Annotated in this window: 11 protein-coding genes; 9 read left to right on the top strand and 2 right to left on the bottom strand. The window is 75.7% G+C overall.

What is annotated here, in order from left to right; genetic code table 11:
* Positions 1 to 77: 77 nt before the first annotated feature.
* From E8D37_RS17375 to E8D37_RS17410, 8 genes are all read left to right on the top strand, one after another.
* Positions 78 to 1259, top strand: coding sequence for a glycosyltransferase family 2 protein (locus E8D37_RS17375; RefSeq protein WP_206055830.1), 1182 nt, complete (start codon positions 78 to 80; stop codon positions 1257 to 1259).
* Positions 1256 to 2245 (top strand): glycosyltransferase family 2 protein, encoded by a 990-nt coding sequence (locus E8D37_RS17380; RefSeq protein WP_136571088.1) that lies wholly within the window; start codon positions 1256 to 1258, stop codon positions 2243 to 2245. The genes E8D37_RS17375 and E8D37_RS17380 overlap by 4 nt, the downstream gene beginning before the upstream one ends.
* Positions 2242 to 3621, top strand: coding sequence for a glycosyltransferase (locus tag E8D37_RS17385; RefSeq protein WP_136571089.1), 1380 nt, complete (start codon positions 2242 to 2244; stop codon positions 3619 to 3621). The genes E8D37_RS17380 and E8D37_RS17385 overlap by 4 nt, the downstream gene beginning before the upstream one ends.
* Positions 3621 to 4751 carry a glycosyltransferase family 4 protein gene (locus tag E8D37_RS17390; RefSeq protein ID WP_136571090.1) on the top strand — a complete coding sequence of 377 codons (1131 nt, stop codon included), beginning with the start codon at positions 3621 to 3623 and terminating at the stop codon, positions 4749 to 4751. Before E8D37_RS17385 ends, E8D37_RS17390 begins: the two co-directional genes overlap by 1 nt.
* Positions 4748 to 5356, top strand: coding sequence for a serine acetyltransferase (locus E8D37_RS17395; RefSeq protein ID WP_168929805.1), 609 nt, complete (start codon positions 4748 to 4750; stop codon positions 5354 to 5356). Before E8D37_RS17390 ends, E8D37_RS17395 begins: the two co-directional genes overlap by 4 nt.
* A 3-nt stretch (positions 5357 to 5359) precedes the next feature.
* Positions 5360 to 7534 carry a hypothetical protein gene (locus E8D37_RS17400; RefSeq protein WP_136571092.1) on the top strand — a complete coding sequence of 725 codons (2175 nt, stop codon included), beginning with the start codon at positions 5360 to 5362 and terminating at the stop codon, positions 7532 to 7534.
* A gap of 15 nt (positions 7535 to 7549) precedes the next feature.
* Positions 7550 to 7732 (top strand): hypothetical protein, encoded by a 183-nt coding sequence (locus E8D37_RS17405; protein WP_136571093.1) that lies wholly within the window; start codon positions 7550 to 7552, stop codon positions 7730 to 7732.
* A gap of 113 nt (positions 7733 to 7845) precedes the next feature.
* Positions 7846 to 9093, top strand: coding sequence for a hypothetical protein (locus E8D37_RS17410; protein ID WP_136571094.1), 1248 nt, complete (start codon positions 7846 to 7848; stop codon positions 9091 to 9093).
* A gap of 53 nt (positions 9094 to 9146) precedes the next feature.
* Here the strand turns inward: E8D37_RS17410 and E8D37_RS17415 are convergent, their stop codons facing one another.
* Positions 9147 to 10325 carry a glycoside hydrolase family 16 protein gene (locus tag E8D37_RS17415; protein WP_168929806.1) on the bottom strand — a complete coding sequence of 393 codons (1179 nt, stop codon included), beginning with the start codon at positions 10323 to 10325 and terminating at the stop codon, positions 9147 to 9149.
* A gap of 137 nt (positions 10326 to 10462) precedes the next feature.
* On the opposite strand from E8D37_RS17415, the gene E8D37_RS17420 reads away from it, so the two are divergent.
* Complete coding sequence (locus E8D37_RS17420; RefSeq protein WP_206055831.1) at positions 10463 to 13777, top strand: Ig-like domain-containing protein; 3315 nt, start codon at positions 10463 to 10465, stop codon at positions 13775 to 13777.
* 122 nt (positions 13778 to 13899) lie between these two features.
* Here the strand turns inward: E8D37_RS17420 and E8D37_RS17425 are convergent, their stop codons facing one another.
* On the bottom strand, positions 13900 to 15039 hold the full coding sequence (locus E8D37_RS17425) for a serine/threonine-protein kinase (RefSeq protein WP_136571096.1): 1140 nt from the start codon (positions 15037 to 15039) through the stop codon (positions 13900 to 13902).
* Between the last annotated feature and the right edge of the window lie 162 nt (positions 15040 to 15201).

Consider the following 15201-nt stretch of genomic DNA (forward strand, 5'->3'; position numbering starts at 1 on the left):
CCCGATCGGGAGCCCCGGCGACGTCTGCCCTCGGAGGCGAACCGGACCATCGCACCCACGCAGATAGGCGCAACCCCATGCCCCACCCCCACGACCCGGCGGCGGCCCCCGCGCCGGAGGCCCAGTCCCACCACGGCGGACGTCCCGCCCCGCTCGAACCGTCGTCCGACCTCGCGTCGGACCGGCGCTCCGGCCGTCCGCTCGACCTCCTGCACGAGGTCGCCCAGGCGTCCCGTCCTGCGGCTGCGGCCGAGGCCGGCGCGCCGACCTCGGCCGTCACCCTTCCGGGTGGGCACCTCCCGGTGTCCGCGCACCCGGGCGGAGTCCACGGCGGCCACGTCGCCCACGCCCGGCAGACGGGGCCGCTGACCCTCCACCAGGCCGCCCATCGGGAGGCGCACGTGGCGGCGGCCGAGCGGGAGGCACCCGTCGTGCGGTCGACGCCGGCTCGCGCCACCGTCACCGTCGTGGTGCCGGCGCGCAACGAGGAGCGCAACATCGCCCACGTCCTGGGCCGGCTGCCCGACGGGATCGACCAGGTCGTGCTCGTCGACGGCAGCTCCACGGACGACACCGTGAGGGTGGCGCTGGAGACGCGCCCCGACGTCGAGGTGGTGCACCAGGCGCGCCGCGGCAAGGGCAACGCCCTGGCGGCGGGCTTCGAGGCCGCGCGCGGTGACTACATCGTGATGATCGACGCGGACGGGTCGATGGACCCCGCCGAGATCAGGCGCTTCCTGGCGGCGCTCGACGAGGGCGCCGACTACGCCAAGGGAACCCGCTTCACCGACGGCGGCGGCAGCGACGACATCACGTGGGTGCGCCGGACCGGCAACCGTGCGCTCAACCTCGCGGCGAACGGGCTGTTCGGCACCCGCTACTCCGACCTCTGCTACGGCTACAACGCCTTCCGCCGCGAGTGCCTGGCCGCGTTCGACCTGCCCGACGGCCACGATATCGCCGCGGAGAAGCGGTGGGGGGACGGCTTCGAGATCGAGACCCTCCTCAACGTCCGCGTGGCGAAGGCCGGGCTGCGCATCAGCGAGGTCGGGTCGTTCGAGTCCGAGCGGCTGACCGGGGACAGCAACCTGAGGACCTTCCGGGACGGCACGCGCGTGCTCGCCACCATCCTGCGCGAGCGGGCGCACGGGCGCCCCGTCCCGCGGGCGGCGCGCCAGGCCGGGGCGTCGGCGGGCAGGACCGTCCCGGTGGCCGGGCCGCTCGCGGCGCCCGTCGCCGCCGTGGGGAGCCCGACGTGAACCCGCACGACCCGTCCGTGGCCGTCGTGGTCTGCACCTACACCGAGGACCGCACCGACGACGCCGTCGCCGCGGTCTCCTCGCTGCTCGACCAGGACCAGCCACCCGACGAGGTGGTCGTCGTGGTGGACCACCACCGCGGGCTGCGAGACCGGCTCAGCTGCCTGCTGCCCGCCGAGGTCCGGGTCGTCGAGAGCGATGGGCCGAGGGGCCTCTCCGGCGCCCGCAACACGGGGATCGCCACCACGACCGCCGACGTCGTCCTCTTCCTCGACGACGACGCCGTCGCCCGGCCCGACTGGGTCCGCGCCATGAGCGCACCGTTCGGGGACCCGCGGGTGGTGGGCGTGGCCGGCTGGGTCGAGCCCGCCTGGGCGGAGCCGGGGCGGCCGCGCTGGTTCCCGTCCGCCTTCCTCTGGGTCGTCGGCTGCAGCTACGACGGGCTGCCCGCCGACGGGGCCCGCGTGCGCAACCCCATCGGTGCCGCGATGGGGTTCCGTCGCGACGCCCTGGCCGTCGTCGGTGGCTTCGCCGGGGCGGTGGGACGGGTGGGGGACCTGCCCGTGGGCTGCGAGGAGACCGAGCTCGCGATACGCGTGGCCGAGCGCCTGCCCGAGGGTCGCGTCCTGCTCGCCCGGGACGCGCGGGTGCGCCACCGGGTCGGCTCCGCCCGCCTCGAGCCCCGCTACTTCGTCCGGCGGTGCTACTGGGAGGGGGTCTCCAAGGCGGTCGTGTCCGGTCGGGTCGGTGCCGGCGCGGCCCTGGAGACCGAGCGCTCCTACGTGGTCCGGACGCTGCCCGCGGCGGTCGGGGCCGGTCTGGGCGAGGCCGCCCGTGGCGACCTGACCGGGCTGGGACGCTCCGGCGCCGTGGCCGTCGGCCTCCTGGCCACCGGCGCGGGCTACCTGCGGGGCCGCCTGGCCCGTCGGACCGCGGTCGCGCCGACGTCCGCCGCGTGGGCTCCCACCACCCGGGAGGCGGCATGAGCGCCGTCACCTGGTGCACGGAGCTCGAGCTGGCGGGCCGGCAACGCCCGCTGTCCCCGCCCGCCGACCCGCCGGCCGACCGGGCGCGCGTCCTCCTGCGGCTGCACGGCCGCGTGCTCGGCATGGTGGACGTCCCGGCCCACCCCTCGCGGCTCGCCCCCGAGGTGCTCCTGGCCGGACTCGGCCCGCTCGGGTCGGCCCGGCTGGCCGACGAGCTCGTGGCCTGCGTGCAGGAGGGCTGCGTCGACGAGGTGACCGTGCCGCTGCACGAGCACCCCCGGCGCCGCACCGTCCCGCTCGAGGGCGCGCCCGTCGAGGACGTCCCGCTCGTCAGCGTCGTCGTCTGCACCCGCGAGCGGCCGCACCACCTCGTGGGCTGCCTGGCCGCCCTGAGTCGCCAGGACCACCCCGCCCTCGAGGTGGTCGTCGTCGACAACGCGCCCTCGAGCGACGCCACCCGCGCGGCCTTCGCGGCCACGGTGGGTGACGACCCCCGCTTCCGCTACGTCCGTGAGGACGTCCCGGGCGTCTCGGCGGCGCGCAACCGCGGGCTCGCCGAGGCGCGGGGCGACCTCGTGGCGTACACCGACGACGACGTCCTCGCCGATCCCGCGTGGGTGTCGGCGACCGTGCGCGCCTTCGACGAGCACCCGGACGCCGCGTGCGTCACCTCGCTGGTCTGCGCCCGCTCCCTGAGCACCCCCGCGGAGCGGTTCTTCGACGCCCGGGTCTCGTGGTCGCGTGCCTGCCAGCCGCGCACCTTCCGTCCGCGGGAGGACGACCAGCCGCTCCACCCGTTCGCGGCCGGGGCGTTCGGCACCGGTGCGGGGATGGCGTTCCGGGCGAGCGTGCTGCGCGGCCTCGGGGGCTTCGACGAGGTGCTGGGCGCCGGGACGCGGACCCGTGGCGGAGAGGACCTGGACGTCTTCGCGCGCGTGCTGCTCGCCGGGCACGCGCTCCACTACGAGCCCTCGGCGGTGCTCTGGCACTCCCACCGCTCGGACCTCCCCGCGCTGCGCCGCCAGATGGTGGGCTACGGCTCCGGCCTGTCCGCCTACCTGACCAAGCACCTCCTCGACGGCCGGTCGCGCCGCCTCATGCTGGCCCGGCTGCCCCAGGGCCTCGCGCACTACGCGCGCGGCGCGCGGCGGACCGTCGGGGCGGACCCCGTGGCCGAACAGCCCCTGACGCCCCCGAGCGAGCCCGTGGGCGCCGCACTCCCCACCGGGGGCCTGCTGGCCCGCGAGCTGGCCGGGCTCGCGGCCGGGCCCCTCTGGTACCTCGGCGCCGCGCGGCGGCACCGGGTCGCTCCGTCCCCGGCGGCACCGCGGCCGTCCACCCGACCGAGCACGCACCCCACCCCGGAGGTGGCCTGATGCACGTCCTCGTCAACGTCAACGCCCTGGGCCCCGTGGGCGGGGTCGAGCTCAGCACCCTCCAGGTGTCCCGCGGCCTCGTGGAGCGCGGCCACCGCGTGAGCGTCCTCTACCGCCGTGGGGGCGAGCACACGGAGGAGTGGCGCGAGGTCGCCACGCACCTCCAGCAGGTCCCCTCGTTCGACTGCGCCGGGCTGAGCGCCCCGCTCGACGTGTGGCGCCTCGCCCCGGCGGTCCGGGCCGCCGCGCGCTGGCGCCCGGACGTCGTCTGGCTCAACCGCGCCGAGCAGCTCGTCTGGGGGCTCGGGGCCTCGCGCGCCGCGGGCTGCCCGCTCGTCGTCCACGTGCGCACCCACCTCCCGGTACCGGGCCTGCGCTTCGTGGCGCGGCGGCCGCAGCACTACCTGGCCGTGTCGGACTTCGTCCGCGAGCGCTGGGTCGACGCGGGCGTGCCCGCCGGGCGGATCACGACCCTGCACAACGGCATCGACCCGGCGGCCTACCCGTGGGGCGGGCTGCCGGAGCGGGCGGCGGCCCGTCAGGTCCTGGGCCTGCCGGAGCAGGGGAGGGTCGTGCTCTCCTACGGCCGCGTCGACCCCGCCAAGGGCGTCGACCTGCTGGTGGAGGCCTGGCGGACGCTGCCCGGCCGGCGTCCCGAGGACCGCCTGGTCCTGGTCGGCGACGCCGGACCGCGGCACGCCGACTACGTCCGGGCACTGCGCGTCAGCGCCCCGGACGGCGTCCTGTGGCTGCCCGGGCGGGCCGACGTGGTCGGCCTCCTCCACGCGGCCGACGTCGTCGCGCTCCCGGCGCGGTGGCAGGAGGCGTTCGGACGCGTCGTGGTCGAGGCCATGGCGTCGGGGCGACCCGTGGTCGCGGCCGCGGTCGGCGGCATCCCGGAGATCCTCACCGGCGAGCACGCCGCGGGGCTGTGCCTGCCGGGGGACCGGGCCTCCCTCGCCGCCACCCTGGCGCGGACCTGGGACTGGCGCACCGTCGACCCGGGGCGGGGCGCCCGCGCCCGGGCGCACGTGGAGGGGCACTTCACCCTCGACCGGGTGGTCGACGGGCTCGAGGCGACCCTCGAGCAGGCCTGCACGGAGTCGAGCCTGAGGGCGGTGTCGGCGTGAGCGCGGGCCTGCCGGGCCCGGCCGACTCGCTGGCGCGCTGGGTGCTGCGGGACTGGGCCGCCAACGCCGGCTACCCGGACTCACGGGCCTGCCTGCTGGTCTTCCGGTTCTCGCAGTGGGCCACGGCCCGGTGGGGCCGGCCAGGACGCCTGGTGGCGCTCGTGTGCCAGACGCTCAACTCGCTCGCGCTCGGGGTCGAGCTGCCGGCCGTCTGCCCGGTGGGGCCGAGGCTGCGCCTGTTCCACCCGCACACCGTCGTGGTCAACCCCGGGGTCGTCATCGGGGCCGACTGCGTGCTGCGGCACGGCACCACCCTCGGCAACGTCGTGGAGGCCGACGGTCGCGAGCGCGGCAACCCGGTCATCGGCGACCGGGTGGAGCTGGGCGCTACCTGCGCCGTCCTCGGACCCGTGCACGTCGGGGACGACGCCCGGGTGGGTGCCCTCGCCGTCGTCACCCGGGACGTGGCACCGGGACAGGTGGTGGTGGGCGCGCCCGCCCGGCCGGTCGCGCGACCGGCCGCCGTCGAGGAAGCGGGCCGTGGGCCGGGCGACGACGACGTCGCCCCGGCCGCGTCCCTCCTGCAGGTTCCCAGAGAGGTCTGAGCCATGAGCACCGACGAGTCCATCCGCCTGCTCACCGCGGGCCCCGGTGACGAGGGTCCCGGCACCGGCGCCCCGCTGCCCTTCGCGCTCCCCGACCGTGGGGTCGCCTCGCGGCCGCTGCTGCTGCTCACGGCGGTCCTGGCGGTCCTGGTCCCCGTCCTCACGGTGACCGACCCGCCGCTGCCCCTGCGGCCCCTGCTGGTGCTGGCCTTCGTGCTGCTGGTGCCCGGGCTTCCCGTCGTCGGCCTCCTGCGGCTGCGGGACCCCTGGGCACGAGCGGTGACCGTCGGGCTGGTCAGCGTGGGGGCGCAGACCGTCCTCTCGACCGCGCTGGTGGTCGCCGGCGTCCTGTCGGCCGCCGCGGTCACGACGGTCGTCGGGGCCTGCGGCCTGGTGCTGGTGGGGCTGGCCTGGCGCTCGACCGACCCGCCGCGCCGGGCCCGGCCCTCGGCGGGTGGGGACGCGGGTCGCGCCGTGCCCGTGCTGCTGCCCGTCCTGCTTCCCGTGCTCCTCCCGCTCGCCGTCGTGCTCGGGGTCTGGGGTCTCGGGGTCGCCGCCGCGGTCGACGCGGGGATGGACGGCTACGGCCTGGCGTCCGCCCTGAGCCCGGCCATCTGGCTGGCGGTCGCCGGCCTCGCCGCGCTGTGCGCCCTCGAGCTGCGCCGCCCCTCGCCCCGCCCGGTCGCCGCCGGGGCGCTGGTGGTGGCCGTGGTCCTCGTCCTCCAGGGCACCCCGATCCTGGTCGAGGGCGTGGGCGGGGTCCCCGTGGGGTGGCTGCACCTGGCGTTCGCCGACTCCATGACCGACTCCGGCGGCCTGCTGGCCGCGACCGACGCCCGGTTCAGCTGGCCCGGCTTCTTCGCACTCCTCGGCGTCGCGGTCTCCGCCTCCGGGCTGACCGAGGGCATCGCCCTGCTTCGGTGGGCGCCACTGGTCAACGGCCTGGTCGTGCTCCCCGTCCTCGTCCTCCTGGCCCGCTCCGTCTCCCGCTCGCCGCGGGTCGTGGTGCTGGTGCCGCTGCTCTACGCCGGCTTCAACTGGTACCTCCAGGACTACCTGGCGCCCCAGGCCATGGCGCTCACGCTCCTGGTGGGCGTGCTGGCGCTGCTCCTGCACCTGGGGCGGGGCTCCGCGCACGAGCCGTGGGCCTCCCAGCCCGGCGTGCTCGTCACGCTGCTCCTGCCCCTGCTGGCGATCGCCGTGAGCCACCAGCTGACCCCGGTCGTGGCCGTCGGCACCCTCCTGGTGCTGGCCCTCGCCCGCCGGGTCCCCTTCCGTGGCCTCTGGCTGGTCATGCTGCTGGCCACGGTCCTGTGGGACGCGTTCGGCGCGACCGACTTCTGGGTCGGCCACCTCGACCAGATCTTCGGCACCATGGGGCAGCTCGGCGGCAACATGGCCGCCGGCGTGGCCGACCGCGTCGTGGGGTCCGACGACCACGTCAGGATGCTCGCGCTGCGGATGGCGCTCTCGGCGGTGCTGCTGGTGCTGGCCGCGCTGGGTTGGTTCCGCCTGTGGCGGGCCCGCGAGGGCTCGGCGCTGCTGCTCGCCTGCCTCGGGCTGCTGCCCTTCGGCCTGGTCGCCCTCCAGAGCTACGGGGGCGAGGTCGTCATCCGCTCCTTCGTCTTCGCGCTGCCCTTCCTCAGCGTCCTCGCGGCCACGGCGCTGGCCTGGCCGCTGGACGCCGCGGCGCGGGTGGAGGCCGGACGCCGGCACGACCGGCCCAGCGCCGTCGTCGCCCCGCTCGTCGTGGGCCTGGCCCTCGCGGGCCTCTTCTCCGCCCAGCTGGCCGCCCGCAACGCCAACGCGCCGTTCGAGGAGACCAGCACCAGCCAGCTCGAGGCCACCCGGCTCCTGTTGTCCCTGCGCCAGGACGACGACGTGGTGCTCAGCTTCGGGTGGCAGAACCCGCTCGGGCTGCTGAACCCCTCGCAGCCCCGCAACGAGGAGGTCTCCGCGGAGAGCTGCGGCTCCCTCGGCCTGACCACCGCGTGCGTCGACCACTGGAACGGCGACTTCGTCTACGCCTCCACCACCGACGACGCCTTCTGGGAGCTCACCACGGGCACGCCCGGCGGGGGCATGGCCCTGGCCGAGGAACTCGCGGCCGAGGGCGGGTGGACGGTCCTCTACCGGGCGGACGACGTGGTCCTGCTCGCCGCCGAGGACGGGAGCTGAGACGTGGGGTGGATCGTGGCAGCCGTCGGGCTCGTGCTCGGCGTCGCCGCGCTGGTCGCCGCCGTGGGGTGGCAGGTCGGCGCTGTGGCACCGGAGGAGACCAGGGACGGGCGGGCGCTCCGGCTCGCCGCCCGGTGCTGGCTGCCGCTCACCCTGGCGTTCGCCTGCGCCATGGCCCTGCGCCTGGTGGTCCGGTGACGGCGCGGTCGGGAGGGCCGGCTCGGTCAGGAGGAGCGGGGCGGCCCGGAGGAGCGGCGTGGTCCGGGTGGTCCGGGAGGTCGGCGTCCGTCCTGGGCCCCGCGACCTCCCTCATGGCCGCCACCGCCGTCACCTCCGTGCTCGGCCTCGTCTTCTGGGCCGTCGCTGCCCGGTCCTACGACACCGCGGAGGTGGGACGCTCCTCGGCGGTGATCTCGGCGGCCACCCTGCTGGCGACGCTGGCCCAGCTCAACCTGGGCAACGTCTTCGGCCGGTTCCTCCCCGCCGCGCTCGACCGCCAGCGGCGGATGGTCGCCACCGGCACCGGGGCGGTGCTGCTGATGGCGGTCCTCCTGGGCTCCGGCTACGCGCTCATGCCGGCCTCGGCGCCGCTCCTGGAGGGACGGGCCGAGCGCCTGGCCCTGCCGCTGGTGGTGGCGGTGCTGGCGGTGTTCGCGCTCCAGGACCTCGTGCTCGTGGCGGTCGGCCGCGCGGTCTGGGTGCCGGTCGAGGGCCTGCTCTTCGCGACGGCCAAGCTCGGGCTGCTCCTCGCGGTGGCCCCGCTGTGGCCGCGGGGCGGCATCCTCGTCGCCTGGGTGCTCCCGGCGACCGTCGCGGTCGGGGTGGTCTCGGCGCTGCTCCTGCCGCTGAGGGTGCTCGGCCGGCCCGGAGACGGCCCGCCGCGGGGTCGTCTGCCCGGTCGCAGGACGCTGCGCGAGTCGGTCGCGGCGGAGTACGCGACGGGGCTCGTCTCCACCGCCGTCCCGTTCGTGCTGCCGCTGCTCGTGGTGCACCGGCTCGGGCTGGAGGCCAACGCCTGGTTCTCCCTGCCGTGGATGGCGGCGACCGCCCTCAACCTGCTGCTGTGGAACATCGCCTCCGCGATGCTGGTCCGGGGTGCGTCGCGGCCCGGGGAGCCGGCGTCGACGTCGCCGGCGCGGTCCTCGCTCACCCTCGCCCTGGCCGTCGGGACCGCCGGGGCGGTGACGCTCTGGCTCGGTGGGGACCTGCTCCTCTCGCTGGTGGGGGCGGAGTACGCCGAGCAGAGCCGCTGGATGCTGCGGCTGGCCGCGAGCGCCGCGCCCGCGACGGCCGTCGTGGTGGTGTGGACGACGCTGGCGCGCCTGGGCCACCGCCTCGTTCCGCTCGTGGTCGCCCAGACCCTGCTGGGCGTGGGGACGATCGCCGGTGCGGCGTGGCTGCTCGGCCCGCTGGGCATCACCGGCGTCGGCCTGGCCTACCTGGTGACGCAGGTGGTCGGCGGGGCGTGCATGCTGCCCGGCGTCCTGCGGGCGTGCCGGGAGACCCCCGCGGCGGGGGAGCCGGACGCCGAGCCCGCACGGGCCGGGAGCGCCGCATGAGCGCCGCGCCCACCCCGCCGTTCCTGCCCGGCGCGCCGGCGCGGGAGGCGGCCTCAGCCGGTCCAGCGGTAGACCGACACCCAGTCGATCCGGACCCGCCCGTCGCTCGTGGACGGCGGCGTGCCGCCGTCGCTCTCGGTCTGGAGCACCCAGTGCAGGTCGGTCGTCGGCACGGCGTCCGTGGTGCGCAGCCGGCGCCGTCCGTCCAGGTAGAGGTCCACGTGGGCCGGGGTCCACTCGATGGTCGCCACGTGCCAGCGCGTGTAGCGCCGGGAGGTGTGCGCCCACCCGCAGTTCTGCGTGGGGTCGCCCAGGCAGTGGACGTAGCCGGAGAGCGTGCCGTCCAGGGGGCCCTCCGGCCAGTCGATCTCGCCCTCGTTCCAGTCGTTGCTGTCCGGCCACAGCAGCCAGGCGGTCTTCCACCCGTCGAGCGGGTCGCTGCGGAACCGGACGCTCCAGCGCCCGTGGGTCTGGCCCGACCAGGCGCGTCCTCCGATCACCGGCGCCGGCGCGGACGCACGCGCCACGCCGTCCTTCGTGCCCAGGTGGAGGCGCAGCGCGCCGCCCCGCACCGAGAGCCGCGAGGCGTCGTACCGGGCGCCGCCGGAGGTGTCGGTGAAGCCGTCGTAGGCGCTCCAGCGGTCGTAGCGCCGCAGGAAGCTCCCCTCGTGGGCGGTCCGGCGGAAGTCGTCGGTGAAGACCTGACGCCAGTGCCGCAGGTCGCCGACGGGGGCCGCGTTGCCGTGGTCGCGTGCCGCGCGTCCGCCCACCGCACCGACGGTGAGGGCGACCCGCTCGCCCACGCGGCGCAGCCGCCCGCCGCGTCCCACGCAGGCCCACGCGGTGTACCGCCCGTCCGCGAGCGCCCGCGAGGCTCGCACGCGCACCCCCTGGGGATCGGGCCGGCGCAGGGCCGTGGGCAGGTCGACCCGGCCGCCGCCGACGCGGCGGGCGCAGACGCCCACCCGGCGCAGCGAGAGACGCTCCGAGGCCCGCACCCGCACGGTGGCGTGCACCCGCCCCCCGCGCTCGACCAGCCGCAGGACGGGCGCCGAGAGCCGGGCGGACGCGGCGGACGCCGGGGCCGTGGTCGCCCCCGACAGCAGGCCCACGAGCAGGGCGAGGGCGAGGGCGGGCAGCAGGCCCAGGACCGGCCTCGGGAACGGCCCCGGGAGGGGGCCCGGCGACGCGTCGGCGGGCCTCACCGGGCAGGGGCGCGCACAGGTGCTCACGAGGTCTCCTCGAACGGGGATCGACGACGGGGCCCGACGGCAGGAACCGGACCAGGCCCGTCCACGGGCCCGACGACCGGCTCGACCACCAGGTGTGACGACGCGGTGCGACGCGTCGTCGTGAGGAAGGAACGTACATGAGGCTCACAGGTTGGGCGAGGGTCGTCACCGTCCTCGCCGCATCGCTGGGAACGGCGCTCGTCGCCGCCTCCGGCACCGTGCTCACGTCGGCACCGGCGGCCCCGGCGAGCTCGCCGCTGCTGGTCGACTTCGCCGCCGCGTCGGCCACCGTGCCGTCCGGCAACGTCCTCGACCACGGTGAGGCCTACGGGGTGAGGACGGGCGCGCAGCAGGGCACCGGGCTCACCTACGGCTGGGTGACCGAGGCCGGCAGCACGCCGCTGAACCTCGACGGCCGGGGGCGCATCCGCACCGGCACGGGGCTCACCGACGTCCGCAAGACCACGTTCATGCACATGGCGGCCGCCGACGGCACGCGCGGCGCGTGGGAGGTGGAGGTCGCGGACGGCTGGTACTCGGTGACCGTCGGGCTGGGCGACGCGGCAGCCAACTACGACAGCGTCCACACCGTGGCCGCCGAGGGCCGCACCGTCGTGACCGCGTGGACGCCGACGTCCGCCGACCGGCTCCGCCAGGCGACCCTCGAGGTGCCGGTCGACGACGGCCGGCTGACGCTGGACGGGATCGGCGGCACCAACGTGAAGATCGACTACGTGGAGATCACCCAGGTCGCCACCTCGCTGGACACGGCGGACCTTCCCTTCTCGGTGGACTTCGGGACGGCGGGCAGCGACCCGGCCGCGGGCAGCGTCCGCGACTTCGGCGAGGCGTACGGGCAGCACGCCGCGGGGGTCTACGGCTGGCTGGTGCAGGGCACGTCCACGCCGCTGAGCCTGGTGGGCAACGGCCGCCTGCGCACGGCGACGTCGCTGGCGGACCCGAGGCAGGCGAGCTTCCTGCACATGCAGGCCGGCGCCGGCAGCGGGGTCACGACCCCGGGCGACTTCGGCATCGCCGTGCCGGACGGCACCTACCGGGTGACCGTGGGCACCGGCGACGCCGGCAACAACTACGACTCCAGCCACCGGGTGGTGGTGGAGGGCAGCGTCGCGATCGCGGCCTACACGCCGACCTGGTCCACCAAGTTCCGCACCGGCGTCGTGGACGTCGAGGTCACCGACGGCGTCCTGACGATCTCCGCCACCGGCGGCACCAACACCAAGCTCGACTTCGTCGACGTGGTGGCCTGGGACGACCCGGAGGAGGCCGCGCTGCCGCTGGCCGTCGACTTCGGCGCGACGTCCAGCACCGCCCCCTCGGGGTACGTGCTCGACAGCGGGTCCGCATTCGGGGCCCGGACCGGGGGGTACTCCTACGGCTGGGTGGCGGAGGGGACGGACACGCCCCTCGACGTCACGCTCAACGGGCGGCAGCGCTCGAGCACCGCGACCACGGACCCGCGCCTGCTCAGCCTGATCCACATGGACTTCAGCGGCTCCGCGTCCAACGGGGTCGCCCAGCCGGCCGCCTGGGAGCTCGCCGTGCCCAACGGGACGTACCGGGTGGAGGTGGCGGTGGGTGACGCGGCCGCGGTCTACGACAGCGTCCACGCCCTCGACGTGGAGGGCGTCACGGCGGTCGGCGGGTTCACACCGACGAGCGCGAACCGCTTCGCCGTCCGGACGGTCACCGTGGCGGTGACCGACGGCCGCCTCACCATCGACGCCTCGCAGGGCACGAACACGAAGATCGACTACGCGATCATCGACTGGATCGACCCGTCCCGCCCGCGCGTGGCCAGCGTGACGCCCACCTCCGGGGCCACCGACGTCTACCGGGACACCTCGGTCACCACCGAGCTCACGCTGCCCGGCGGGGCCATCGACTACAACACCGTCACCGCGAGCACGGTGCAGCTCCTCGAGGTCGACACGGGCGCCGTGGTCCCGTCCTCGGCGAACACCAGCGGTGGCGGCGACGTCCTGGTGCTGACGCCGACGCAGCACCTCGCGGCGAGCACGGAGTACGAGTTCGTGGTCACCGACGGGGTGAAGGACATCGTCGGCAACGACTTCCTGCCGTTCAGCTCGACGTTCACCACGGGCACCCTGCTCTCGGGCACCGGCATCGACGGCGTCGCCTTCGACCAGGAGACGGTGGGCGGGAGCCACCTGTTCACGTCCGTCACCTTCGGTCCGGACGGCCGGCTCTACGCGGCCACGCTCAACGGCTTCATCTTCCGCTACGACGTGGCGGCGGACGGCACCCTGAGCAACGAGTACCAGATCAACACCGTCTACGACCTCAACGACGGCGAGTACCGCACGATCGTCGGGCTCACGTTCGACCCGGACTCCACGGCGGCCGCCCCGATCCTGTGGGTGACCGACAACTACATGTACATCGGCACCGACGACGTGCCCGACTGGTCGAGCAAGGTCGACCGGCTCACCGGGGCGAACCTGCAGAACGGGGAGACGGTCATCGTCGACCTGCCCCGCTCGGCGCACGACCACGAGGCGAACTCGCTGGCGTTCGGGCCCGACGGCGCGATGTACCTCGCCATGGGGTCGAACACCGGCATGGGCTACCCGGACGCCGCGTGGGCCAACCGGGCCGAGGTGGAGCTGTCGGGGGCGATCCTGCGGATCGACACCGACGCGCTGCCGTCCTCGCTGCCGCTGGACGTGAAGACGGTGGACGGCGGTGGCACCTACGACCCGTACGCGCCGGGTGCGCCGGTGACGCTGTACGCGACCGGCGTCCGCAACGCCTTCGACCTGGTGTGGACCGACGACGGTCAGCTGTACGCGCCGACCAACGGCTCCGCGGCCGGGGCGAACATCCCGTCGGTGCCGACCACGCTCCCGGCGAGCTGCTCCTCGCGCATCGACTCCGGCACGGCCGGGGCCTGGACCTACTCCGGGCCCACGTTCGCGACCATCCTGGGCAACCCGACGGCGCAGACGGACTTCATCCACCACATCGTGGAGGGCGGCTACTACGGGCACCCGAACCCGTCCCGGTGCGAGTTCATCTCCTACGGGGGCAACCCGACCTCCGGCACCGACGCCTGGGAGGAGACGCAGTACCCGGTGGGCGTCGAGGCCGACCGGAACTTCCGCTCCGAGGACGTCTTCGACGCGAGCATGCACGCCTCCGCCGACGGCGCGATCCAGTACTCCAGCGACGTCTTCGGAGACAAGCTCCAGGGCAAGCTGCTCGTGGTCCGCTACAGCGCGGGCAAGGACGTGATGGTGGTGTCGCGCAACGCCGCGGGCGACGTCACGGGCCTCACCACGGGGGTCACCGGCTTCACCGGGTTCTCGGAGCCCCTGGACCTCACCGAGGACCCGGACGGGTCGGGCATCCTCTACGTCACCGAGCTGGGCGCCAGCAGGATCACCCTCCTGCGTCCGGTCGTCGACTGAGGCCCCGAGGAAGGCTGCACAGCACGCCGCCGCCCCCGGCCGAGAGGTCCGGGGGCGGCGGTGCGTGCTGGTGCCTGCTGGTGCGTGGCGGTGACTGGTGGCGCCGAGGCGTGGTGACGGGGTCAGCCCGCGAGGTCGTCGCGGCGGTGGCGTCCGGCGTAGCGACGGCCGGTGGGGACGACCGCGGGCACGCCCCAGCTGCGGCCGGCGCGGCGGCGGGCGGGCCGGGCGCGGCGGACGGCGTCGATCTGGGCCAGGCGCTCGGCGTCCGTGGCCCGGTCCCCGGAGTCGAGCATGAGGTCGAGGGCCAGCAGGCCGGTCTCGTCCGCGCGCTGGGCCAGGTCGTCGACGTCGACGACGGGGGCGCTCAGCAGGGAGACCGGCGAGGCCACCTGGCGCAGCCCGGAGGAGGCCAGGTCGCGCAGGATCGCGGCGGCCTCGGCGGCGCTGGGCCGCTGGGTGGGCTCGCGGCGGGTCATCCGGTGCAGCAGCGCGGACCAGCCGGCGGGCAGCGAGGTCGGGATGAGGGGGCTGCGGTCGAGGCGCGCGTAGGCGGCGTCGTCGTCCTTGCCGGGGTAGGCGCGGCGGCCCGTGAGGGCCTCGAGCAGGACGAGGCCGAGGGCGTAGACGTCCGCGCGGTCGGTGACCTCCTCCTGGCTCACCTGCTCCGGGGCGAGGAACGCGACGGTGCCGACGGTGTGCCCGGGGAGGTCGCGGGTGCGGCGACCGGACCACTGGGCGATGCCGAAGTCGGCCAGGTGGACGCGGTCGGCGCCGACGAGCAGGTTGCCGGGCTTCACGTCACGGTGGACGACGCCGAGGGCGTGGACGGAGGACAGCGCGGTCGCGACGTCCGCGCCGATCTGCGCGACCCGGTGCGGGGTGAGCGGGCCGGTGGCCAGCACGCGGGCCAGGTCGGGGCCGTCGACGAGCTCCATGACGAGGTGGGAGGGGCGGTCGCCGGCGTCCAGGAGACGCGGGACGCCGGGGATGCTGACGTGGGCCAGGAGCCGGGCCTCGTCGGCGAGCCGCTCGCGGTTGATCTCGGTGTCCGCGTCGCTGCGCAGCACCTTGAGGGCGACCTCGCGGCCCAGGTGGACGTCGAGGGCCCGGTGGACGACGGCGGTGCCGCCCGTGCCGAGGGCGCCGAGGACGCGGTAGCGGCCGGCCACGAGAGGCATGTGGACGGGCTGCTCGACGCTGAGCCGGCTGGGCTTCGTGCCCTCCGGTCGTGCCGCGGGCAGCAAGTCGATGACGCTCATGATGTGGTCCCTGATCCTCCCCGGGGCGCCTGTGCGCCGCCTGGGAGTTGTTTCCCGAATGGCTGGGAGCCCAATCTCCCCCTCAAGGGTGGGCACGCTCACTTCCAGGCGACCCCGCCCGTTCCGGGTGAGTACACCTGTGCGGCCCGTGCCGGGCCGAGG

The organism is Nocardioides sp. GY 10127, from assembly GCF_004919085.1.
Taxonomy (GTDB): domain Bacteria; phylum Actinomycetota; class Actinomycetes; order Propionibacteriales; family Nocardioidaceae; genus Nocardioides.

Bases quoted from the DNA above. Each gene is read 5' to 3' on its own strand.
- E8D37_RS17375 (WP_206055830.1), top strand. From the start codon at position 78: ATGCCCCACCCCCACGACCCGGCGGCGGCCCCCGCGCCGGAGGCCCAG.
- E8D37_RS17385 (WP_136571089.1), top strand. From the start codon at position 2,242: ATGAGCGCCGTCACCTGGTGCACGGAGCTCGAGCTGGCGGGCCGGCAA.
- E8D37_RS17390 (WP_136571090.1), top strand. From the start codon at position 3,621: ATGCACGTCCTCGTCAACGTCAACGCCCTGGGCCCCGTGGGCGGGGTC.
- E8D37_RS17400 (WP_136571092.1), top strand. From the start codon at position 5,360: ATGAGCACCGACGAGTCCATCCGCCTGCTCACCGCGGGCCCCGGTGAC.
- E8D37_RS17410 (WP_136571094.1), top strand. From the start codon at position 7,846: ATGGCCGCCACCGCCGTCACCTCCGTGCTCGGCCTCGTCTTCTGGGCC.
- E8D37_RS17420 (WP_206055831.1), top strand. From the start codon at position 10,463: ATGAGGCTCACAGGTTGGGCGAGGGTCGTCACCGTCCTCGCCGCATCG.
- E8D37_RS17425 (WP_136571096.1), bottom strand. From the start codon at position 15,039: ATGAGCGTCATCGACTTGCTGCCCGCGGCACGACCGGAGGGCACGAAG.